Genomic DNA, 23,416 nt, shown 5'->3' on the forward strand with positions numbered 1-23,416 from the left:
GACAGCACCATGATCGGCTTCATCGTCCGAAGGATCGGGCAGGCGATCATCGTGCTGCTGGGCCTCACGCTGCTCGTATTCGTCATGGAGCACCTGTTGCCCGGCAACATCGCCCGAGCGATCATCGGGCCCCGGGCGACCGGGCCCGAGATCGCCGCCTTCAACCGTGCCAACGACCTGGACCGGTCGGTGCTCTACCAGTACGCCCATTACCTGAACCAGCTCATCCACGGCAACCTGGGGTTCTCCTACACCCTCAACCGCAGCGTGTGGAACGTGCTCAAGGCCGAGGTCCCCCGGGATCTGCTCCTGGTGGGAACGTCGATCGCGCTGGCGGTGCTCATCGCCGTCCCGGTGGGCGTGTCCCAGGCGGTCAAGCGCAACGGCCTGGTGGACTACGCCGCCACCAGCGTCTCGTTCCTGCTCTACTCGATGCCGTCGTTCGCCCTCGGCCTGATCCTGATCCAGGTCTTCGCCATCCAGTTCGCCATCCTGCCGCCCGAGGCCCCGCAGTCGGCGGGGGTACTGGGGCTCCTGGCGCACCCTTCCGGCTTCGTGCTGCCGGTGGCCACCCTGACGCTGTCGGTGTACGCCCTGTTCAGCCGCTACATGCGCTCCTCGGCGATCGACGCCCTGGCGCAGGACTACATCCGCACCGCCCGGGCGAAAGGCCTCCCTGAGCACCTGGTGCTCTGGCGCCACCTGGTGCGCAACTCGCTGGTGCCCATCGCCACCCTGGTCGGTCTGTCGCTGCCGGCGGTGTTCACCTTCGGGCTCGTGGTGGAACAGCTCTTCAACTTCCCCGGCGTCGGCCTGCAGTACTTCACGTCAGCCACCCAGACCGACTACCCGACGATGCTGGGCATCACCTTGCTGGTGGGCGTGGCCACCGTGGCGGGCAGCCTGCTGGCCGACCTGGCGTACGCCGCCCTCGACCCCCGGGTCCGGTTCTCCTGATGCAGGTCGCCCCGCCCACCGACCCGGCCGTCCTCCCCGAGGGCGGCGAGGTCATCTCCCAGGGCAGTGTCGGCAAGCAGATCTACCGGACCTTCCTGGAGAACAAGCTGGCGATCCTGGGCCTGGGGTTCGTCATCGTCATCACGCTGTTCAGCTTTGTGGGCCCGCTCGTCTACCACACCGACCAGATCAGCACCAACCTCCTGAACACCAACCTGGCCCCGGGCCCCGGGGGCCCCCTGGGGTCGGACCAGAACGGCTACGACATCCTCGGCCGGCTGATGGCCGGGGGCCAGGTGTCGCTGGAGATCTCCTTCGCCGTGGCGCTCGTGGCCACCACCGTGGGATCGCTCTACGGGGCGATCGCCGGCTTCTTCGGCGGGTGGCTCGACACCATCATGATGCGTGTCGTCGACATCGGCCTCTCCGTGCCGCTCATCTTCCTGTTCATCCTGATGTCCACCATCTTCCGCCCCAGCAAGCTGCTGCTCATCGGCCTGCTGGCGGGCCTGGCGTGGCTGGGCCCGGCCCGCCTCATCCGGGGCGAGACGCTCAGCCTGCGCACCCGGGAGTACGTCCAGGCAGTGCGGGCGATGGGCGGCGGGCCCCGGCGCATCGTGGTGCGCCACATCATCCCCAACGCCATCGGCACCATCGTGGTGAACGCCACCTTCCAGGTGGCCGACGCCATCTTGATCCTGGCCCTGCTGGAGTACCTGGGCTTCAGCCTGCCGGCACCCACCGCCACCTGGGGCGGCATGCTCTCCGGCGGCACCACCTTCCTGCAGGACGGGTACTGGTGGCAGGTCTACCCCGTGCTGATCCTGATCATCCTGGCCGTGGTGTCCTTCAACTTCATTGGTGACGCCCTGCGGGACTCCCTGGACGTCCGGCTGCACAAGCGGTGAGCGCGCTGCTGGAGGTTTCCGACCTCCGCACGGTCATCGACGTGCGGGCGGGTCAAGTCCACGCCGTGGACGGGGTCACGTTCTCGGTGGACGCGGGCGAAACCGTCGGGTTGGTGGGCGAGTCCGGGTGCGGCAAGACGATGACCGGCCTATCGATCCTCCGCCTGCTCCCGCCCGGCGGCCGCATCGCCGGTGGCGAGATCCGCTTCAATGGCAAGGAGATCAGCCGCTCGAGCGATGAGGCGATGCAGCGGGTGCGGGGCGGGGACATCGGCATGGTGTTCCAGGACCCGATGACCTCGCTCAACCCCACGCTGACCATCGGCTACCAGATCGCCGAGTCCGTGCGCCTGCACCGGGGCAAGAGCAAGGAGGAGGGCCTGCGGCGGGCAGCCGAGCTGCTCAAGCTGGTGGGGATGCCCCGGCCCGAGGAGCGCCTGGGCGACTACCCCCACCAACTCTCCGGCGGGCTCCGCCAGCGGGTGATGATCGCCATGGCACTGGCCTGCGACCCGAAGCTGCTCATCGCCGACGAGCCCACCACCGCCCTGGATGTGACCATCCAGGCACAGATCCTCGGACTGCTGGACGACCTGAAGGAGCGCCTCGGCCTGGCGATGCTGCTGATCACCCACGACCTCGGCGTCATCGCCGGGCGGGCCGACCGGGTGATCGTCATGTACGCCGGGCGCATCGTGGAGAGCTGCGGCACCGCCGAGCTCTTCGCGCATACCCGCCACCCCTACGCCGAAGCGCTCCTGGCCTCGATCCCCAAACTCGACCTGGGGGCCGGCCAGCGGCTGAAGTCGATCCCGGGTCTGCCGCCCGACCTGGTGGAACCGCCCCGAGCCTGCCGGTTCGCCCCCCGCTGCCCGTATGCCGCCGAGCGCTGCCGGGCCGAGGACCCGCCCCTGGAAGCGCCCCGGGATCCGGTGGTCCCCGACGAGGCGTGGGCGGCGCCCGACCCGGCCGCCGAGGCACCGCCCGACGGGGACGTCCCGGTGCCAGCCCCGACCGCGGCTCCAGGACACGATGGCCACCGGCCGGTGCCCCACAGCTTCGCGTGCTTCTTCCCCCGGCCGGACAAGGGCCCGGCGGTGGCGGTCTCGGGGGAGCGCAATGGCGACGCCGCGGCGGTCGCCCAGGCCGACGACCTGATCCTCGAGCTGCGCGCCGTGTCGAAGGAGTTCCCGGTGCGGTCGGGGATGATCCTGCAACGCACCGTCGGCAGCCTGTACGCGGTCACCGAGGTCTCCCTCGGGGTACGGCGGGGGGAGACGTTCGGGCTGGTGGGCGAGTCGGGCTGCGGCAAGACCACCCTGGGCAAGATGATCGTCGACCTCGAGACCCCCACCGCGGGCAGCGTGTGGTTCAACGGCACCGATCTGGCGACGCTCTCCGCCGGCGAGCTACGCCGCACCCGGCGGGACCTGCAGATGATGTTCCAGGACCCCTACGCCTCGCTGGACCCCCGGATGCGGGTGGAGACCATCGTCGGCGAGCCGCTGGTGGTCCAGCACGAGGGGGACCGGGCCGCCCGGCACAAGCGGGTGGCCGAGCTCCTGGCCGACGTCGGGCTGGACCCCCGGGCGGCCGAGCGCCACCCGCACGAGTTCTCCGGTGGGCAGCGCCAGCGGATCGGCCTGGCCCGGGCACTGGCGCTGAACCCGAAGCTCATCGTGGCGGACGAGCCGGTCTCGGCCCTCGACGTCTCGATCCGCTCGCAGATCCTGAACCTCATGCAGGCGCTGCAAGACACCTACGGCCTGACCTACATCGTGATCAGCCACGACCTGTCGGTGGTCCGTTTCCTCGCCGACCGCATCGGGGTGATGTACCTCGGGCGCCTGGTCGAGGTGGGCACCGGCGACGACATCTACCTCCGCCCGGCCCACCCGTATACCGCCGCCCTGCTGGAGGCGATCCCGGTGCCCGACCCGGGCCTGGAGCGGTCGAAGACCGGCGAGACGATCAAGGGCGAGCTGCCGTCCCCGGTGCACCCGCCGTCCGGGTGCCGGTTCCGCACCCGGTGCCCCATCGTCCAGCCGATCTGCGCCGAGGAGGTGCCGCCCCTGGCGAGCCGGGGCGGGGAGCACCTGGCGGCGTGCCACTTCCCGCTGGCGTAGGGGCCGGGGGAAGGCCGTAGGTCGAGGGCGGGGGCGGGGGCCGCTGAGGGCGGTCTATGCCGCCGGCAGCATTCGGGGGACATTTGTCCCACTGGCCGGGACAAATGTCCCCCACCTCAGCCGAGGGTGCCGCATGCGTGGGCCGCAGGCCGCCGGCGTTGAGGTCACTTCACACGCGAAATGCGGGCAAAGTGACCTCACCGTGCCGGCGGCTGCTCGTTACGAGCCGAATGCTCCTTGCAGGGCGCGGCCGGTCAGCACCTGGGCCAGGTGCCGGCGGTAGTCCGGGCCGGCGTTGGTGTCGGCCGGCGGGTTGGTGCCTTCTGCCGCCCGGGCGGCGGCCGCCGCGATCGCGTCCCGGCCCGCGCCGGTGATTGCCTCCTCGGTGCCGGTGGCCCGCACCGGTGCGGTGCCCATGTTGCCGAGCGCCACCCGGGCGCTCTCCGCCGCGCCGTTGGAGCGGTGCACGACGGCGGCGGCCGAGACGATGGCCCAGTCCTGCGCCCGGCGGTTGAACTTGATGTACGACCAGCCCGTCGAGGCGTCCAGCCGGGGCACGCGGACCTCGGTCAGGATCTCGTCGGGGCTGAGTGCGGTGGTGAAGATGCCGGCGAAGAAGTCCCCGGCACCGATGGTACGGGTGCCGCCCGGCCCCTGGGCCACCAGGGTGGCATCCAGGGCGACGAGAGCGGCGGGCAGGTCAGAGGCGGGGTCGCCGTGGGCGACGGAGCCGCCGATCGTGCCCTTATGGCGCACCTGCGGGTCGCCGATCAGCCCGGCGACGTAGGCCAGCATCGGGTTGGCCTCCGCCAGCAGCTCGTCGCGGTGGACGTCGCCGTGCCGGGTGCAGGCCCCGACCGCGATGTGGTCGCCGCCGTCGCGGATGTAAGAGAGGCTGCCCACCCGGGCGATATCGATGAGCAGGGTCGGCCGGGCGAAGCGCAGCTTCATGAGCGGGATCAGCGAGTGGCCGCCGGCGAGGAGCTTGGCCCCCTCACCCCCGGCGGCGAGGAGCTCGATGGCGTTCTCCACCGAGCTGGCGACCTCGTACTCGAACGGTGCGGGGATCACGCGCCACCTCCGTTTCGCGCAGCCTGGATTGCCCGCCACACCCGCTCGGGGGTGCAGGGCTTGTCGACGTGGGTGACCCCGAGCGGTTCCAGGGCGTTGATCACGGCGTTCACCACGGCGGGCGGCGAGGCGATGGTGCCCGCCTCCCCGATGCCCTTCACCCCCATGGGGTTGGTGGTGGACGGCGTGACGAAGCGGTCCAGGGTGACCGTGGGGATCTCGCACGCCGAGGGGACGGCGTAGTTCATCATCGAGTTGGTCAGCAGGATGCCGTTCTCGTCGTAGACCGCCTCTTCGTAGAGCGCCTCGGCGACGCCCTGGGCGATGCCCCCGTGGAGCTGGCCGTCCACGATCATCGGGTTGACCACGTTGCCGCAGTCGTCCACCGCCACGTAGCGCACGATCTCCGCCTTGCCCGTCTCGGTGTCCACCTCCACCACGCACACGTGGGTCCCGGAGGGGAAGGTGAGGTTGGGCGGGTCGTAGGTGGCGGTGGCCTCCAGGCTGGGCTCCTCCCCCTTGGGGAGGTTGTGGGCGTTCCAGGCCGAGAAGGCCAGGCCCCCGATGTTCCGGTTGCGCTCGGGCGCCCCTTTGATGCGGAAGGTGCCGTGCTCGTACTCGAGGTCCGCCTCGGCCACCTCCAACTCGTGGGCGGCGATGCGGCGGGCCTTGTCCACCACCTTCTGGGTGGCCAGGTGCACGGCGATGCCCCCCACCGGCAGGCTGCGGCTGCCGTAGGTGTCCAGGCCGAGGGGGGCGGTGGCGGTGTCGCCGTAGAGAACATCGACGTCGTCCAGGCCGACACCCAGGCCGTCGGCCACGATCTGCGACCACGAGGTCACGTGGCCCTGGCCGTGCGGCGAGGTGCCGGTGGTGACCACGACCTTGCCGGTGGGCAGCACCCGGACGTTGGCGGCGTCCCACCCGCCCCCGGCGTAGCGCAGGGACCCGACCACCTGGGAGGGGGCCCAGCCGCACAGCTCGATGTAGGTGGAGAGGCCGATGCCCAGCTGCTTGACGTCGCCGGCGTCCCGGCGGCGTTGCTGCTCGGCCCGCAGCCCGTCATAGTCCGAGAGTTCGAGAGCCCGGTCCAGGGTGGCCTGGTAGTTGCCGGAGTCGAACATCAGACCCCCGATGGACTGGGTGGCGACGTCGAAGGGCTCCATGAGGTTCATGCGCCGGACCTCGGCGGGGTCCTTGCCCACCTTGCGGGCCAGGGCGTCCATCGCCCGCTCGATCGCGTAGGAGGCCTCCGGACGCCCGGCGCCCCGGTAGGCGTCGGTGGGGGTCTGGTTGGTGAAGATGCCGGTGTACTCGAAGCGGAACGCCTCGGCGGTGTAGCAGCCGGTGTACAGCCACGCCCCCAGCATGGGGATGCCGGGCGTGAGGAGCTGGAAGTAGGCGCCCATGTCGGTCAGCAGGCTGACCCGGATGCCGAGGATCTTGCCCTCCTCGGTGGCACCGATCTCGATGTCCTGGATCTGGCCCCGCCCATGGGTGGTGGCGAGGTAGTTCTCCGAGCGGCCCTCGATCCATTTGACCGGGCGGCCCAGGCGGCGGGAGAGGGCGAGACAGAGCGCCTCCTCGGCGTAGATGTCGAGCTTGGAGCCGAAGCCGCCGCCCACGTCGGGGGCGATGACCCGGAGCTTGCCCTCGGGGACGCCGACGCACAGGGCCAGGAGGAGCCGGAGGACGTGGGGGATCTGGGTGGCGGACCAGATGATGTACTCACCGGTGATCGGGGTGCACTGGGCCAGGGCGCCCCGGGGCTCCATGGCGTTGGGGATCAGGCGGGGCTGGCGGTAGCGCTCCTTGACCACCACCGGAGCGCCGGCGATCACTGCGGCGACGTCGCCGGTACCGGCGTGCACCCAGGTGAAGGAGTTGTTGGTGCCCAGGTTCTCATGCACCAGCGGGGCGCCCTCGGCGATGGCGGCCTCGAGATCGGTGACCGCGGGCAGGGCCTCGTAGTCCACGACGACCGCCTCGGCGGCGTCCTCGGCCTGCACCCGGGTCTCGGCCACCACGACGGCGACCGCGTCGCCCAGGTACCGGGCCTTGTCCTTGGTGACGGGAAAGTGCTCGGACATCTTGATGTCCTCGGTGACCGGCCAGACGCAGGGCAGGGGGCCGGTCCACTCGCCGGCCAGGTCCTCGCCCGAGAAGGCGCCGACCACGCCGGGCATCCCCTTGGCGGCGGACAGGTCCACCGAGTTGATGCGGGCGTGGGCCAGGGGGCTGCGGACCACGGACATCCAGACCATGCCGGGCAGGGTCAGGTCGTCCAGGTAGCGGCCCTGGCCGGTGAGCAGCTTGGGGTCCTCCTTGCGCAGGACCCGCTCGCCGATGAACTTGGTGTACAGATCGGTGGCCATTACGACGCACCTCCCACCGCGGCCGGGACGCCGACCAGCTGGGGAGCGGCCTCGGCAATCGCCTTCACGATGTTCTGGTAGCCGGTGCACCGGCACAGGTTGCCCTCGAGGGCGTGGCGGATGGACTCCTCGTCGGGCACCTCGTCCTTGGTGGCGAGGTACCCGGCCGCCGCCATGACCATCCCGGCGGTGCAGTAGCCGCACTGCAGGCCATGGTTGGCGCGGAAGGCCTCCTGGAGCGGGTGGAGCTTGCCGTTGGTGGAGAGGCCCTCGATGGTGGTGAGCTGGGTGCCGTCGGCCTGGACCGCCAGCAGGGTGCAGGACTTCACCGACTCGCCGTCCATGAGGACGGTGCAGGACCCGCAGGATGAGGTGTCGCAGCCGATCTTCGTGCCGAGCAACCCGAGGGTGTCCCGGAGGAAGTAGACGAGCAGCGTCCGGGGCTCGACCTCCCGGGTATGGCTGACGCCGTTGACGCTGACCGTGATCTGTCTGCTGCCCAAGGTTGGTTCCTCCTTCGCATCTGCACGATGGACTCGGTAGGTGCGCGGGTGCGGGGACCATCAGGGTGGCCCGCGTGAGCCTCCGCAGGTGGGCACGGCCAGGCAATCCCCCCAGCAGGTTGGGCGGCTTCTCGGCCTAGATAGTTTACTACCAAATTTGGCCGCGCCTACCGGTCCGCCCCGGCGGGTGCGTGGCGCCCGGCGCCGGCCGCAGCCGGGCGGCGACTTCCGGCTAGCTGCTCGGCTTGCGGGCGCCGAAGCCCTGGACGTTCTCGTCCCGGCCGAAGTTGGGCTCGTTGACGGCGGTCATGGCCTTCTCGGCGTCGTCGCGGACCGCCCGCTGCAGCCCTTCGAACCCGATCGCCTGGATTCGGGCGCGGATGACCTGGCCGGCGTTGGCCGCCTCCAGGAACCCGGTCGGATCGGCCCGGTACTCCTCCAGCTTGTGCGGGTTGGTTGCCAGCCACCGGATGAAGGCGTCGTACTCCGCCTGCGGGTTCATCGGCATGGGCTCTGCTCCTCCGTCGCTGTGTGGAGCTGGTGCCCGGATTCGAACCGGGAACCTAGCGATTACAAGTCGCTTGCGCTACCGGGTTGCGCCACACCAGCAGTCGTCGATGCTTCGCTGGTCATTGTAGGGCGGCCTCCGCCATCACGATGGCCGCGGCCACGGCGGCGTTGATGCTGGCAAGGGCGCCGTGCATGGGGATGCGCACAAGCCGGTCGCAGCGCTCGCGGACCAGGCGGGACAGGCCCGGGCCCTCGGCTCCCACCACAAGGCACACCCGCTCGGGGAACTCCACCTCCTTGTAGCTGGCGGTGCCGGCGGGGTCTAGGCCGAAGACGGCGAACTCGTGGCGCTCCTGGAGCAGCCGCACCGACGCCGCCGGGGAGTTGGTCCGCACGATCGGCACCCGCTCGGCGGCGCCGGCCGCCACCTTGCGCACGGTCGGGGTGACCCCGGTCGCCCGGTGCTCAGGAATGAGCACCCCATGCCACCCGAACGCTTCGGCGGAGCGGAGGATGGAGCCCAGGTTGGCGGGGTCGGTGATGCCCTCCAGGAGGACGAGCCGGTGTGCCGGGCCGGCCAGGAGGTCGGCGAGGGTGTGGTAGGAGAAGGGCTCGACCTCCGCCACGACGCCCTGGTGGTTGCCCGCCCCCGCCCGGCGGTTCAGGGCCGCCCGGCTCTCGAAGCCGACCGGTACCCGGGCGCGCTCGGCGGCGGCGACCACCTCGTCGAGCAGCGGCGAGGGCCGCATGCCCTCGGCCAGGAAGAGGCGGCGGACGGCGACGCCGGCCCGGAGGGCCTCGGCCACCGGGTGGCGGCCGAGGACAAGGTCGGGGGGCGGGGCGGTCACCGAGTTCTCACGGCACAGCCGGCTCGAGCAGGGCCACCGCCGTGGCGGCGATCCCCTCGCCGCGCCCCAGGAAGCCGAGACGGTCAGTGGTGGTGGCCTTGACGCTGACCGCGCCCGGGGCCGCCAGGGCACCGGACAGGAGCTGCTCCATCCGCTCCCGGTACGGGCTGATGCGCACGGCCTGGGCGACAACGACGCAGTCCACGTTGCCGATCCGCCAGCCGGCGTCCCGGATCAGCCGGCCGACCTCGGCCAGCAGGTCGAGGCTGGAGCCTCCCCGAGGGACCTTCGAGGGCGGGAAGTGGGTGCCCAGGTCCCCGAGGTGGGCGGCGCCCAGCAGGGCGTCAGCCACGGCGTGGGCGACGACGTCGGCATCCGACCAGCCCTGCAGCGGCGGTGCTCCCTCGATCGACACCCCGCCGAGCACCAGCGCCCGGCCGTCCCTGGCGGGCCCCTCGGGCACGAAGGGGTGGACGTCGAGGCCGGTGCCGACCCGCACGGCGCTAGCCCTGGGCGGTCAGGAGCGCCTCGCACAGGGCGAGGTCGGCGGGGCGGGTCACCTTGATGTTGCGGGGGTCGCCGGGCACGACGCGCACGGCGTACCCGATGCGGGTGGCCATCTCCGAGCAGTCGTCGCACAGGACACCGTCGGCGAGGGCCCGCCGGAGCGCGTCCTCGAGGCAGGACCGCCGGAAGGCCTGCGGCGTCTGCGCCCGCCAGAGGCCGGCGCGGCTGCGGGGGCCCACCACGGTGCGGGCGTCGTCCACCGCTTTGATGGCGTCATCGAGGGGGACTGCGGTGACCGCGCCGTCGGTGCCGTTCCCCACGGCGGCCAGCACGGCCTCGATCACCTCCGGGCTGACCAGTGGCCGGGCGGCGTCATGCACCGCGATGACCGTGGCGTCCTCCGGCACCTGGGCGAGCGCGCACGCCAGGGACTCCTGCCGGCTGGGGCCCCCGGCCACCACGGCCACCACCTTGGGTGCGGTGGCGGGCACGGAGACGAGGCGGTCCTCGGGGACTGCCACCACGATGGCGCTCACCGAGGGGGCCGCAGCGAACGCGGCGAGGCTGTAGCCCAGCATCGGCCGGCCGCGGACCGCGAGGAACGGCTTGGGGACGTCACCAGGCAGCCGGGCGCTGTGCCCGGCCGCGAGGACAATGGCCGTGACCGGGCTCACGGCCGGCGCTTCGGTGGTGCGGCTGCGGCAGGCGCTGCGTCAGGCGAGGACGCCGTCGAGCAGCTTCCCCGCCTCCAGCTCGTCGACATCGGCTGCGAAGGTGATCTCGGAGAGCAGGATCTGGCGAGCCTTGGCCAGCATGCGCTTCTCGCCCGCCGACAGACCCTTCTCCTTGTCCCGCCGGGCAAGGTTCCGGACCACCTCTGCCACCTGGTAGATGTCCCCGGAGCGGAGCTTCTCGACGTGAGTCTTGAAACGGCGGCTCCAGTTGGTGGGCATCCGGCACTCCTTGGAGCGGAGCACCTTGAAGACCTTCTCGAGCTCGTCCCGACCGATGACCCCGCGGATGCCGACTTCTTCGGTGTTGTCCAGCGGGACGAGCAGGGTGAGGTCGCCGTAGGAGAGGCGGAGAACGAAGTACTGACGCTTCTGGCCATGGACTTCTCGTTCTTCGACGCCTTTGATGATCGCTGCGCCGTGGTGCGGGTAGACAACCTTGTCACCTACGCAAAACAATCAGTGTTCCTCCTTAGTTTCCCGGTCTTGATCAGTAGTGTGGTGATGTCCACGCGACGGCCTTCGTGGGTTCCTCTCACTCCCCGCGAGCTTTGACGAACTCCGGCACGGACATCCCATGGTAACAAGCAACAGCACCTCCTGGCAATCCCGACCAGTCGGGTGCACCTGAATCTGCCCGCTCATCGGGCCGGCGCTGGCACCGGCACTCCTTCTTTTCCGGACATCGGTTCACCGTCTTTCACCGGCCGGGCGAGCAGCGCCACGACCTCGCGGAGCTCGCCCACCGGGTGCACCTGGAGGCCGGCAGGGGACCCCGCGGCCCCCGCGCCGTCACCCACCGAGCCCCCGACCACTGCCCGGGCAAAGCCGAGCCGGGCGCACTCCCGCAGCCGCCGGGCGAGGTCGGGCACCGCCCTCACCTCCCCCGACAGGCCCACCTCACCGATGGCCACCAGGTCCCCGGGCACCGGCAGCTCCAAACGGGCGCTGGCCAGCGCCAGGGCGAGAGCCAGGTCCACCGCCGGCTCCCGGGCGCTGAAGCCGCCCGCGATCCGGGCGAAGACGTCGCACCGGCTGAAGCTCAGCCCGGCCCGGCGCTCCAGGATGGCGGCGGTGACCTCCAGACGGTCGCGCTCCAACCCGTGGGCCACCCGGCGCAGGTGGCCGCCTGGATTGTCGAGCACCAGGCACTGGACCTCGAGCGCCACCGGCCGCCGGCCCTCCAGCACGCAGCCCACCGCCGATCCGGGGATGCCTGGGCGCCGGTCGGCGAGGAACAGGCGGGAAGCGTCGCCCACCTCGACCAGCCCCCGCTCCGTCATCTCGAAGACCCCCAGCTCGGCGGTACCGCCGAAGCGGTTCTTGCTGGTGCGCAGGAGGCGGAGCGGCTGGTCCCGGTCACCTTCGAAGGTGAGGACGGCGTCCACCAGGTGCTCGAGCGCCCGGGGGCCGGCCACCGAGCCGTCCTTGGTGACGTGGCCGATGAGCACCAGCGCGCTCCCCCGGTCCCGGGCCTGGCGGGCGAGGGCCGCGGTGCAGCCCCGCACCTGGGTGACGGAGCCGGGCTCGCCGCTCAGCTCGGGGGTGGCGACGGTCTGGATGGAGTCAACCACCACCACATCGAAGCCCTGGCCATGGGCGACGACCTCGGCGAGGTCAGTGGCGGCGAAGGCGTGGGTGGTCTGGATGCCGCCCAGGCGCCGGGCCCGGGCCGCCACCTGGTGGACCGACTCCTCGCCACAGACCAGGAGGACCGTGGCGCCGGCCGCCTCCAGGCCGGCGGCTGCCTGCAGGGCGAGAGTTGACTTCCCCGCCCCGGGCTCGCCGGCCAGGAGGACGACCGAGCCCCGAACCAGGCCGCCGCCCAGCACCCGGTCCAGCTCCTCGACCCCGGTGGCGAGGCGCTCGTGGGCCGCCCCCGGGATGGCGGCCAGGGCCTGCGGTGCCGAGGCCGGGCGGGGCGAGGGCACGGGCGGCGCCTCGGGCACGAACGCCTCCCAGGCCCCGCACTGCGGGCAGCGGCCCAGCCAGCGGGTGGTGCGGTAGCCGCAGCCGGAGCAGGAGAGTGCGGCCCGGGAGATCGCCATGGGGAGAGCCTACGGAGGGGGTGTGACAAAAAACGGCAGTTTTTGGCTGGTGCCGGGAATCGGGTCGGATCCCGGGAGAACGGCGGGCCCGGGAGGTACGCGGAGGCGCCGGGAGGGATCCCTGGGGCAGTGCGCCCGGCACCGCGCACTTCCAGGCAATCCCAGAGCGAGCGCGCACCGTCGGTGCGACGCGACCGGCGGTTGGGAGGCGGCACCGTTCACGAGTCACGAAATAGCCGCCGGTATCCGGTCACAAGCGCAACATTTTGTGGTTGGTTAACCGCCGAGAAGCCTGATAAGCGGATGGGCCGAATGTTCTGAGGACTGGCTGTGCATGGTGCCCGACAAGCAGAACGGCAGCCTCGGCCAGTTCGCCAACCAGGCCCAGCCAGCATCCTGACAAGGGTCCTGACAGGACCCCGTCGGGCGACCGCCCGATCCTTAAAATCTGGGCAAATAAAATCGCTATTGTTGCCCTGCTCGGCCGGAACCGATACGATGCGCTGGCCCGTGCACCTGTAGCACGGCGGAACAGAGCCACGCGTGCAAGGCTTTGGCCGGTTGACGTGTGGGGGTGGAAAGAGGATATGGCTTCGTCAGGGCAAGACAGCGGCCACCCCCCGTCAGCGGGCCGCGGCAGCCAGCGCACACGCCATGGATGGCTCTGGGAATCCGGCCCCCGGGTACGCCCGCGCCCGACTCCCCCGCACCCGGCGCACCGGGCGGCGGCACCGGCCCGGCCCGCCGAACCCCGGCATGCCGCGGGCGGCGGGAGCCTCATGATGATGCGCCGGCTGGTCGCCCCCTGGGCCGTGTTCACCGCCCTCATCGCCCTGATCGCCACCACGCTGGGGGTGGCCACCGCCGCGACGTCGGTGCTCCCGGCGGCCGCCGCCGGGACGCCGGTCGTGACGAAGCTGACCCCGAACACCGGCCGGCCGAGCGGGGGCACCGTTGTCACCATCTCGGGGAGCGGCTTCACCGGTGCCACCGGGGTCACGTTCGGGGGGCGGGCGGCCACCGCGGTGGCGGTGCAGTCCGACACCAGCATCGTCGCCACCGCGCCCGCCGGGACCACGGGCCAGTCGGCCGTGGTGGTCACCGCCCCGGGCGGGGCATCGGCCACCAGCGCGGCGGCCAAGTTCACCTACACGCTGTACGACCACATCTTCATCGTCCCGATGGAGAACCAGAACTACTCCGACATCATCGGCTCCAACAACGGCGACCCCTACATCAACGGGTTGGCCAACACGTACGGGCTGGCGACCAACTACCACGGCACCGACCACCCCAGCCTGGCCAACTACCTGGCCCTGGTGGGCGGCACGGATTACGACTCCAACGGCAACGACTGCGACCCGACCGGCTCGTGCATCGTCAGCGGGGCGAACCTGGCCTCCAACGAGTTGGACCCGGCCGGGCTGTCGTGGAAGGGCTACATGGAGTCGATGGGGAATGCATGCCGGTCCTCGGACAACGGCGAGTACGCCGTGCGCCACGACCCCTTCCCCTATTTCAAGAGCCTCCAGGGCACCGCCGAGTGCCAGGCCAACGTGGTGGACTACTCGCACTTCTCCGGTGACATGTCCTCGCTGAGCACCACCGCCAACTACGTGTGGATCACGCCCAACCTGATCTCGGACATGCACGACGGCAGCATCCAAGACGGCGACAACTGGCTGTCGCAGAACCTGCCCATCATCTTCAACTCGCCGGCGTGGACCCAGACCCGGTCGATGATGATGATGACCTGGGACGAGGATGCCGGCAGCGACAACAACAACCAGGTCGCCACCATCGTGGCGACCAGCGCCCCGGCTTTCCACGCCACGTCGAACGTCAACTACGACCACTACTCGCTGCTCAAGACCGTCGAGAGCACCTGGGGCCTGGGGACCATGGCGTCGGGCGACGGCGGAGCCTCGCCCATGACCGACCTCCTGCCCCCCGCCTCGATCACGCCGCCGCCGCCCCCGCCACCGCCTGCCCAGCCGACCCTGGCCAGCGTCAGCCCGGCCACCGGACCCTCGGGGGGTGGCACCCGCGTGACGATCGCGGGCACAGCCCTCGCCGGGGCCACCGCGGTCACCTTCGGGGGCGTCCCGGCCGCCTCGGTGGTGGTGAACGCCGCCGGGACCCAGATCACCGCGACCACGCCTGCCGGGTCGGGGACGGTGGACATCGTCGTCACGACCCCGGGAGGCACGGCCAGCCTGCCCGCATCCTTTACCTATGCCCCGCCCGCGCCACCCCCCGGGCCGACGCTCGCGAGCGTGAACCCCACCTCGGGGCCAAACACCGGCGGCACTGCAGTCACCATCGCGGGCACCAACCTGTCCGGGGCCACCTCGGTCACCTTCGGGGGCACCCCGGCCATCGGCGTGTCGGTCAACGGCGGGGGCACCGGGATCACGGCCACCACGCCCGCCGGGTCGGGGACGGTCGCCGTCGCGGTCACGACACCGGCCGGGAGTGCCACCCTGCCGGGGGCGTTCACCTACACCACCAACACCCCGCCCCCGCCCCCCACCGCCCCGACGATCTCGGGCGTGAGTCCGCCCTCCGGTGATGCCGACGGCGGGACCCCGGTGACCATCACGGGCACCAACCTGACCGGCGCCACCTCGGTCACCTTCGGGGGGGCGCCTGCCGGAGGGATCTCAATCAACGCCGCCGGCACCCGGATCACTGCGACGACCCCGGCCGGCTCCGGCACGGTCGACGTGTCGGTGACGACGCCCGCCGGCACCGCCACCCTGCCCAACGGCTTCACCTACTCGGCGCCGCCGCCTCCGGGCACCCCGAGGGCCTCCGGCACGATCTTCGCCACCGACACCTTCGCCGGGCGCACTGTGAGCGGTGGCTGGGGCACCACCACGGCGGGCCAGTCCTGGACCGTGCAGACCGGTTCGCCCACCGCGCTGTCGGTGTCCGGCGGCGAAGGCATCCTGCAGGGCAGCAGCTCGCTGGGCACCGAGCGGCTGACGCTGGGCACCGCCACCGCAGCGGACGCCGAGGTGGTGGACCGGTACACCTCCGGGGCCTACGGCAGCGACACCGGGCACGTGCTGCTGCGCTTCTCGAGCCCCTCGAGCTACTACTCGGCGGGCCTCGACGCCCCGGTGTCCGGCTCCGAGATCAACATCATGCGCACTTCGGGCGGCGTCGAGAGCCGGGTGGCCAACGTGGCCTTCCCGACCGTGACCGGGACCGCCTACTGGCAGCGGGTGCGGATCACCACGGCGGGATCCGCGGCGACGATCCAGGTCCGGGTCTGGGCCGACGGCACCTCCGAGCCGAGCACGTGGAACCTGAGCTACACCGACACCAGCCCGCTCCCCGCCGGGTCGGTCGGCGTGGAGGCCTGGGACAACGGGTCCGGCTGGCGGATCGACAACTTCTCGGCCGGCAACCTGTCCCCCGGCCCGCCGCCCCCGCCGGCCACCAGCGCCCCGGTCTTCACCGCCGACAGCCCGGCCACCACGGCCGTCGTGGGCCAGCCCTACAGCTACACCTTTGCCGCCAGCGGTAGCCCGGCACCGAGCTTCACCGCGAGCGGGACCCTGCCCCCGGGCCTGACGCTGGGCTCGGGCGGGGCACTGTCGGGCACGCCGACCTCCGCCGGCTCGTTCGCTTTCACCGTCGTGGCGTCCAACTCGGCCGGGACGGCGACCTCCGCAGCCCACACGATCACTGTCGCCCCGAGCGCCAGCGGCCCGGTCTTCACGGCGGACACCCCGCTGACCGTCGCCTTCGTGGACGTGCCCTATGCCTACACCTATGCCGCCAGCGGCAGCCCGGCACCGACGTTCTCGCTCGGGAGCGGGACCCTGCCGCCCGGGCTGACCCTGGGCGCCACCGGCACCCTTGCCGGGACGCCGACCACCCTGGGCACATTCGCCTTCGACGTCGTGGCCACCAACCCGGTGGGGAGCGCCCATTCGGCCACCACCACGGTCACCGTCGGGCCCACGCCCGCCGTCCCGATCGCCGCCGGGGCACCGGTGGCCGAGGACAGCTTCGCCGGGCGCACCGCAACCGGTGGCTGGGGCACCTCGGCCAGCGGCCAGGCCTGGACCCTCCAGTCGGGCTCGGCTTCGGTCCTCTCGGTGGCGAACAACACCGGCCAGGTGCACGGCAGCGGTTCGATGGCAACCGCCCGGCTCACGCTCAACTCGCCCTCGGTGACCGACGCCGAGGTGGTCGACCGCTACACCTCGGGCAGCTACAACACCGACGCCGGCCACGTGATGCTGCGCTTCTCCAGCCCCACCACCTTCTATGCCGCCGGACTGGACTCGCCGGTGTCCGGGGCGGAGATCAACGTGATGCGGGAGTCGGGTGGCGCCGAGACCCGGGTGGCCAACGCGGCCTTCCCGGCAGTGAACGGCACCTCCTACTGGCAGCGGGTGCGGATCACCACGGCGGGAACCACCGCCGTCATCCAGGTGCGGGCGTGGGCCGACGGCACCCCCGAACCCTCCACCTGGAACCTGACCTACACCGACAACAACCCGCTGCGGGCAGGTGTGACCGGCGTCGAGGCCTGGGACGGCGGCGGCGGCTGGGCGATCGACCACTTCTCCGCCGGTGACCTCACCGCCCCGGTGGCCGACTCGGCCCCGGTCATCACCGCCGACTCGCCCCCGACCGCCGCCACCGTCGGCACGGCCTACACCTACACCTTCACCGCCAGCGGCTCGCCGGCACCGGCGTTCAGCCTGGTCCGCGGGAGCCTGCCGCCCGGCCTCTCCCTGAGCCCGTCCGGCGTGCTGTCCGGCACCCCGACCCAGCCCGGGAGCTACTCGTTCATCCTGCGGGTGGGCAACAAGGTGAAGGTGGTGGCGTCCAACTCGCACGTCATCACCGTGGCGCCCTACCCGATGGCCTCGGGCACCATCATCGCCAACGACACCTTCCAGGGGCGCACCCTGACCGGCGGCTGGGGCACGGCCTCCGACGGCCACCTCTGGACCCAGCAGTCAGGGGTCTCCTCGGTGCTGTCAGTGGCCGGGAACAGCGGGCAGGTGCACGGCAGCTCCTCGATGGCAACCGCCCGGGTGACCCTGAACTCGCCCGGCATGACCGACACCGAGGTGGTCGACCGCTACACCTCGGGCAGCTACAACAACGACGCCGGCCACATTGTCGTGCGCTTCTCGGGGACGTCGACCTTCTACGCCGCCGGGCTGGACTCGCCCGTGTCGGGGGCCGAGATCAACGTGATGCGCGCGTCCGGCGGTGGCGAGGCCCGGGTGGCGGCGGTCGCCTTCCCGGCGGTCAACGGCACGTCGTACTGGCAGCGGGTGCGCATCACGACGGCGGGATCGTCGGCCACCATCCAGGTCAAGATCTGGACCGACGGGACCCCGGAGCCGGCCACCTGGAACCTGACCTACACCGACTCCAACCCGCTACCGGCCGGGACCGTGGGCGTGGAGGCCTGGGACGGCGGCGGGGGCTGGGCGATCACGGACTTCACCGCCGGGAGCCTGGGCTAGCTGAGCCCCTTGTCGTTCCGCTGGGCGCACTCAAGGGCGCCGGGGCCGGAGCCGATCTAGTCTAGGACGCATCCTCTCCGAGGCCGGGGGCCTCGCGGACCCGAGTGGGGCACGACGTTGGAAAACAGCGGAGCCGAAGGCGGAGCGCCGGGAAAAACCGGAGCCGAAGGCGGAGCGCCGGTCCGCAACGCGGCCCGGTCCCGGCTCCTGGGGCGGGCGATCATGGTGGGGGTCGTCGTGGTGCTGATCGGCGGCCTCCTCGCCGACGCCTACCTCTACCACCGCAACACGGGCGGCGGTCACCCGGTGGCAAACATCGGGCCGACGAGCATCCCTGAGTTGGCGTCCCCCTCGCCATCGCCCGTTGTGCTGCCCTCGCCCTCCCCGATCCCGGTCCCGGCGACATCGATGGTGGCCGACGCCGCGGTGTCCACCGTGCCGGTCTACGGCTCCCCAGCGGTGGGCAAGGTCCTGGCCGACTTCCCCAACATCAACGGGATGGGCCAGCCGGAGAGCTTCCTGGTGGTGGGCACCGCGCCCGGGTGGTACCTGGTGGAAGTCCCGGTCAAGCCCAACGGCGCCGAGGCGTGGGTGCAGGCCTCCGACGTCACCATCCGATCCGACCCCTACTACATCCGCGTGTACCAGTCGCAGTTCCGCCTCGAGGTGTACGTGGGCGGCGCGCTGCAGAAGTCGTTCGAGGTGGCCACCGGCGCCCCGTCCACCCCCACCCCCTACGGCCGGTTCTACATCTGGGCGAGCGAATCCTACGGCGCGCCCTACACCCCGGGAATCTTCGCCCTGTCCGGGTTCTCGCCGGTCCTGGACAACTGGCCGGGCGGCGGCCGGGCCGGGATCCATGGGTGGACGGACACCAGCATCATCGGGCGGCGGGCCTCCCATGGGTGCGTGCGGATGCGCCCGACCGACTTCTCCCAGCTCCTGCACACCGTGCCGCTGGGGACCCCGGTCGACATCCTGACCTAGTGCGCCTGTGATCGGCGGGCGTGCGCCGGAGCCGCCGGCCACTTGCTATGGCGCCGGTTCTATGGCGCCGGTAGGGCTTTCCCGATGACCGCGAAAGCGTCGGACGCCGGCTGTTCGGTCTCGAAGGCGGAGATATCGCCCAGGCGGTAGTCGTGGATCGGACCGTAGCCGCCCGAGAAGAGGATATGGCCCCCATCCGGGGTCCAGGCAACCTGGCCAGACACAGTTTTGCCCGGGATGAGCGACGACTGCGGGACCAGCACGGGCACCCAGCTGCCCCGTGGGTTGCGGGTGAGGAGGGCCAGGCGCGCCCCGGGTGCGTTGTTGACCGGGTCGTAGACGAGGGCGGCCAGTAGATTCGCGTTCACCGGGTCGAAGGCGCCGACCCCCAGGTACCCGGCGTAGCCGGGTGGTGCCGCGACCAGTGACCCCTGCCCGGTGGCGGCGTCGGTGATGTGCAGCGGGCATTCGGCGTGGGCGTCGCAGTTGGCGGCGTCCAGCCAGGCGAACTGCGTGCCGGAGACCGCAATCACCGACGAGGCGTTGCCATAGCTTGCCACCATGGCCGACTGGCCGAGGCCGCGGGCGGAGTCCCACAGCTGGAGCGTGTTTGCCTTGAGTACCAGGTAGAAGCCGTCGGAGAGGAGTGCGACGGGCGTATAGGCCGGGGGGAAGGGGATCGCCGCCGAGCTGGTGGCAGTACCGGTCACAGCCAGCGTGCGGACCGTAGCGGGCGAGCTGCCCGAGCCGGGAGTGTAGGCCCCGACGGTGTCGTCGATCTCGGAGGGGAAGACCGTGGCCGCCGTCCCCAGGAGGGCCGGGGCGGCGCCGGGCGGGGAGCCCACCCGGAAGGCCTGCCCGTCGGCCACCAGTGCCACCGACTGGCCGGACTCGATGGGCAGTTGCGGGTACACCGAGGCGGTGAAATTGGGGATGGTCCGGCGGGGCGACAGGTCGCCGAAGGGGGCCACCGTGACGGCACCCGTCGGCCCAACTGACACCAGGCTGTAGCCGGCCAGGTCGGAGATCACTGCGCCCTGGGCCGGAAGCGACGTGCGGGTGCCTTTGACCTTGGTGTGCTTGGGAGTGTGGTGCGGGTAAGCGAGGACGGCAGCCAGCAGAAGCACCGCCACGGCAACGATGACGAGGACGGGCGAGCGCCCCAGCAGGGCCAGGAGGCCAAATCGCCTCGCCGGCTTCGCATCACGGTCTCCGATGTCCGGCGCGCTCCGCACCGCCTCCGGGGCGCGGGACATGACGGCGGGCCTGGGAGCTGGGGCCGCCCCTGGCGTGGGTGTCGGGGCCGGGGGCGGCACCTCGGACGGCGGCACCCGGGACGTGCGAGTGCGCTGGCGGGCAGGGCGAACCCAGGCTTGTTCAGCGTGCTCCTTCGGTGGGGCCTTCGGCTCTGACCTCGGCTCTGACCTCGGCTCAGTTTTCGGCTCGGATTTCGGGAGCGGGACGTGGGGCGCCTGCGGCGCGGCCCGGAGGGGCGGACCGGCGAAGCGAGCAGGGCCCCACAGGCTCTCGTGGAGCGGGGGCGACGCGCGCTCGTCCGCCGGGGCGGGGGCGGCGCCTGCCAGGGTGAGGCTTACGGCTCCGGAGGGGGGCGCCGGGATGAGCGGCGCAGCCTCCTGAGCTTCTGCCTCCGGCGCTTGGGTTCCGGCGTGCCGGTACTCGATAGTGCCTGCCCCGGAGATACCGGTTGCTGGCGCTGAGGGCTGCGAGATGCGGTCATCGGGAGTGTGGCCGTTTGCTGCTTGACCGTTTGCTGCTTGACCGTTGCCTGCTTGACCGTTGGCCGCTTGACCGTCGGGAGTGTGGCCGTCCCCAGCGTGTGCCCCGCCAGGGATGGCGCTCGGCCGTTCCGGCTCCCCCGCCCGCTGACTGTCTGCGGCCTCCGGGGCCTTGCCCAGCCCGGCGGGATCACCCGTAGCCCCAGCCTCGGGCGGGGCGGCTGGGGGCGGCTGGAAGGCGGCCCCCGCGGGGGAGGGCTCCTGCAGAGTCCGGAGCCCCCCGGACGGGAGGGCTTCGGGCGCTCCAAGGGTGGCCACGGAAGGCATCGCCACCGCCGCCGGCGCGGCCGTGGCCGCTGAGGCGGGTGCTTCGGGCTGCGGCGTGGGTGTGGGTGGAGCCACCGTGGTGCGCCCGAACATCGAGCTGGCGGGCCGGGTGGGGGGCGGGCCGGATGAGCCGTCGACGGAAGGCGCCCAGGACGGAGGCAGCGAAGGCGGTCCGTATGGGCGCCCTCCGCCGGGCGCCGCCGGGCCGGACATGCGGCCAAAGGGGCCACCGGCAGCTTCGGACTCGGGTGCCGAAGCTCCCGGGGAATCCGTGCCCGGCGTGGGATCCGGCGTCGGGGCTGGTTCGATCCGCCGGGCGAAGGGCCAGCCGGGCGGCAGCGCGGCGGCGGCTGGCACTGCCTCGGGCTCGGGTGCTTGCTCCTCGGACGGGGGCGCAAGCTCCACGTGGGGATCGTGGGGATCGTGGGGATCGTGGGGCTCGGTTGGCGCCCCCGGTTGGTCGGCCGGCATCGCCACCGTCTCGGCCTGCGTCCCAGGTGCTTCGGTTGGGGACGGCTCGTGACCCGCACCCGCCCCGGGCAGGGACTCAGGATCGGGAATCCCGGATCCGGGTATGCCAAGAGCGCCAGGCCCGGCTTCGGTCGGGTCGACGACCTCAGGCCCGACGGCGGTGGGCCCGGCCTCTTCTGGCTCGGGCTCCGAGGCGGAGGGGACGGCGCGCGGCATCGGCGGCACCGGGGGAGGAAGCACGTCGGGGTACTCGACGGCCTCCTCGATGCCGGAGCCGCACACGACGCAGCGGGCCGCCCAAGGGGACACCTCGGCCCCGCAGGGACCACAACGGAGCATACGGCCCTAGTTTCGCGTCTCGATGGCCTCTTGCGCAGGCACCACCGGGAGATACTGCCAGCCGGACGGCGGTGGGGTACCTCAGACCGTCCAAATAAGGCAGATGAATAGGAAATGCTTGCTCGGGGTAGTAGCTTGTTCAGCGTGAATCAGATTGGCGGATGACCCGGGGTGAGGGAGGCATGATGGCCAGGCACGCGGCCCGCAGGCAGTTCGGACCAGACCTGCAGCGGCGGCTGGCAGCTGCGACCGCGGTGCTCGTCCTCGCGACGCTCGGGGCCGTGGGCCTGGGAGGTGTCCTGCCCGCGGCCGGTCAGTCGGTCAACGGGGCGGCGCTGGGCATCGGTCCCACCTTCCCCATCACCGCAACCGTCGGGAGCACCAACGTGCTGGCCTTCATCAAGCTCATCAACGTCTCCGACCCCCAGGACGGCAACATCACCATCCCGGCGAACGGCATCACGCTCACCCCGGCGTGCGGTGTGCTGCCCACGGGCGCCACGCCCCCGTGCCCGGCGGCGTCTGCCGACCCCGGCGTGTTCGGCCTCAGCGCCGTGGCAAACGGAGCGCCCGGCACCCAGTGCGCCGGGCAGGTCTACACCATCTCGCCCACCGACCCGGCCACCGGTGAGGTGCGGTTCCTGGGAGCGGCCATCACCCTGACCGCCACCAATGCGACCACCGGGGTTGGCGGCGCCTGCGTCCTGCTGTTCTCGGTGAACGTGCTCCGGACCCCGGCCCATGATGCCGACCCGAATGCGGCCGGCATCCAGACCTACCAGCTAGCCAACGCCGGCGGATGGCACACCGACTTGAACAACAGCGCCTCGTGCTGCGGGTCCAGCCACACGACCGTGTTCCCGGTCAGCCTTGGGATCAACACTCAGATGTCGCCCACCGTGACCCTCGGCAAGCCCATCAGCGACACCGCGACCCTCACGGGCGGGATCTCGCCCACCGGCACCGTGGGCTTCGCCATCTACTCGCCGCGCGACACCAACTGCGCCGGGCCACCGGTGTTCACCTCGACCGTCCCGGTGACGGGCACGGGCACCTACAACTCCGGCCCGTTCACGCCCACCGCCACCGGTGTCTACCGCAGCGTGGCGACCTACAGCGGGGATACCCGCAACGCACCCGCCACCGCACCGTGCAACGCCCAGGGCGAGTCCGTGGCGGTCAGCTCGCCGCTGGCCCTGTCGACCACCAAAGCACCCATCCTCCCGGTCACCGGCCCCGACGTGCCGGTACTGCCGCTGGGTGCGCTGGCGGTGCTGTTCCTGGCGGGCGGGGCGTTCGCGCTCTGGTACGACAGCGAGCGGGGCCGGCACAGCATCCCGGGCAGGTAGGCGCACGCCGGGCCCCGGATCCGCCTGACGGAGGATCCCGAACCGAGGATCCCGAAGGAAACTTGTGGATTGCGCCGCCATAGTGGCGGCTGTTTCCACAAGTTTCTGTCGAGGATTGT

General features: G+C 71.6%; 16 protein-coding genes and 1 tRNA gene. 6 read left to right on the plus strand and 11 right to left on the minus strand.

The genetic code is table 11. The annotated features are described in order from the left end of the window. Window positions 1-9: 9 nt before the first annotated feature. From VFW71_12470 to VFW71_12480, 3 genes are read left to right on the plus strand one after another with little or no spacing between them, the layout of a single operon-like run. On the plus strand, window positions 10-957 hold the full coding sequence (locus VFW71_12470; protein ID HEU5003575.1) for an ABC transporter permease: 948 nt from the start codon (window positions 10-12) through the stop codon (window positions 955-957). Then, window positions 957-1,865: an ABC transporter permease gene (locus tag VFW71_12475; protein ID HEU5003576.1), complete on the plus strand. Its 909-nt coding sequence runs from the start codon at window positions 957-959 to the stop codon at window positions 1,863-1,865. Before VFW71_12470 ends, VFW71_12475 begins: the two co-directional genes overlap by 1 nt. Continuing rightward, window positions 1,862-3,991 (plus strand): ABC transporter ATP-binding protein, encoded by a 2,130-nt coding sequence (locus VFW71_12480; protein ID HEU5003577.1) that lies wholly within the window; start codon window positions 1,862-1,864, stop codon window positions 3,989-3,991. Before VFW71_12475 ends, VFW71_12480 begins: the two co-directional genes overlap by 4 nt. A gap of 219 nt (window positions 3,992-4,210) precedes the next feature. On the opposite strand, the gene VFW71_12485 is transcribed toward VFW71_12480, so the two are convergent. From VFW71_12485 to radA, 10 genes are all read right to left on the minus strand, one after another. Further along, complete coding sequence (locus tag VFW71_12485) at window positions 4,211-5,062, minus strand: xanthine dehydrogenase family protein subunit M (protein ID HEU5003578.1); 852 nt, start codon at window positions 5,060-5,062, stop codon at window positions 4,211-4,213. Continuing rightward, window positions 5,059-7,437: a molybdopterin cofactor-binding domain-containing protein gene (locus tag VFW71_12490; protein ID HEU5003579.1), complete on the minus strand. Its 2,379-nt coding sequence runs from the start codon at window positions 7,435-7,437 to the stop codon at window positions 5,059-5,061. Before VFW71_12490 ends, VFW71_12485 begins: the two co-directional genes overlap by 4 nt. Beyond that, window positions 7,437-7,940 carry a (2Fe-2S)-binding protein gene (locus VFW71_12495; GenBank protein ID HEU5003580.1) on the minus strand — a complete coding sequence of 168 codons (504 nt, stop codon included), beginning with the start codon at window positions 7,938-7,940 and terminating at the stop codon, window positions 7,437-7,439. The genes VFW71_12490 and VFW71_12495 overlap by 1 nt, the downstream gene beginning before the upstream one ends. A 232-nt stretch (window positions 7,941-8,172) precedes the next feature. After that, complete coding sequence (locus VFW71_12500; protein HEU5003581.1) at window positions 8,173-8,448, minus strand: hypothetical protein; 276 nt, start codon at window positions 8,446-8,448, stop codon at window positions 8,173-8,175. Between the two features lie 24 nt (window positions 8,449-8,472). Further along, a tRNA-Thr gene (locus tag VFW71_12505) sits at window positions 8,473-8,549 on the minus strand. A gap of 20 nt (window positions 8,550-8,569) precedes the next feature. After that, window positions 8,570-9,298: a 23S rRNA (guanosine(2251)-2'-O)-methyltransferase RlmB gene (rlmB, locus tag VFW71_12510; protein HEU5003582.1), complete on the minus strand. Its 729-nt coding sequence runs from the start codon at window positions 9,296-9,298 to the stop codon at window positions 8,570-8,572. A gap of 7 nt (window positions 9,299-9,305) precedes the next feature. Next, the gene (gene ispF / locus VFW71_12515) at window positions 9,306-9,797 is read right to left on the minus strand and encodes a 2-C-methyl-D-erythritol 2,4-cyclodiphosphate synthase (GenBank protein ID HEU5003583.1); all 492 of its coding nucleotides are present in this window, start codon (window positions 9,795-9,797) and stop codon (window positions 9,306-9,308) included. Between the two features lie 4 nt (window positions 9,798-9,801). Continuing rightward, the gene (gene ispD / locus VFW71_12520; GenBank protein ID HEU5003584.1) at window positions 9,802-10,479 is read right to left on the minus strand and encodes a 2-C-methyl-D-erythritol 4-phosphate cytidylyltransferase; all 678 of its coding nucleotides are present in this window, start codon (window positions 10,477-10,479) and stop codon (window positions 9,802-9,804) included. 39 nt (window positions 10,480-10,518) lie between these two features. Beyond that, window positions 10,519-10,995 carry a CarD family transcriptional regulator gene (locus VFW71_12525; protein ID HEU5003585.1) on the minus strand — a complete coding sequence of 159 codons (477 nt, stop codon included), beginning with the start codon at window positions 10,993-10,995 and terminating at the stop codon, window positions 10,519-10,521. A gap of 182 nt (window positions 10,996-11,177) precedes the next feature. Further along, window positions 11,178-12,584 carry a DNA repair protein RadA gene (gene radA, locus VFW71_12530; protein HEU5003586.1) on the minus strand — a complete coding sequence of 469 codons (1,407 nt, stop codon included), beginning with the start codon at window positions 12,582-12,584 and terminating at the stop codon, window positions 11,178-11,180. Window positions 12,585-13,363: 779 nt separating this feature from the next. Here radA and VFW71_12535 point away from each other — a divergent pair. Further along, entirely contained in the window at window positions 13,364-18,088 is a 4,725-nt protein-coding gene (locus VFW71_12535; GenBank protein ID HEU5003587.1) for an IPT/TIG domain-containing protein, read from the plus strand. Between the two features lie 222 nt (window positions 18,089-18,310). Then, window positions 18,311-19,075, plus strand: a complete 765-nt coding sequence (locus VFW71_12540; protein ID HEU5003588.1) for a L,D-transpeptidase — start codon at window positions 18,311-18,313, stop codon at window positions 19,073-19,075. Window positions 19,076-19,134: 59 nt separating this feature from the next. Here VFW71_12540 and VFW71_12545 read toward each other — a convergent pair whose 3' ends face one another. After that, window positions 19,135-20,331, minus strand: a complete 1,197-nt coding sequence (locus VFW71_12545; GenBank protein ID HEU5003589.1) for a hypothetical protein — start codon at window positions 20,329-20,331, stop codon at window positions 19,135-19,137. Window positions 20,332-22,130: 1,799 nt separating this feature from the next. On the opposite strand from VFW71_12545, the gene VFW71_12550 reads away from it, so the two are divergent. Next, complete coding sequence (locus VFW71_12550; protein ID HEU5003590.1) at window positions 22,131-23,297, plus strand: Ig-like domain-containing protein; 1,167 nt, start codon at window positions 22,131-22,133, stop codon at window positions 23,295-23,297. The last annotated feature ends 119 nt before the right edge of the window (window positions 23,298-23,416 follow it).

This window comes from Actinomycetota bacterium, from assembly GCA_035765775.1.
Taxonomy (GTDB): Bacteria; Actinomycetota; CADDZG01; order JAHWKV01; family JAOPZY01; genus DASTWV01.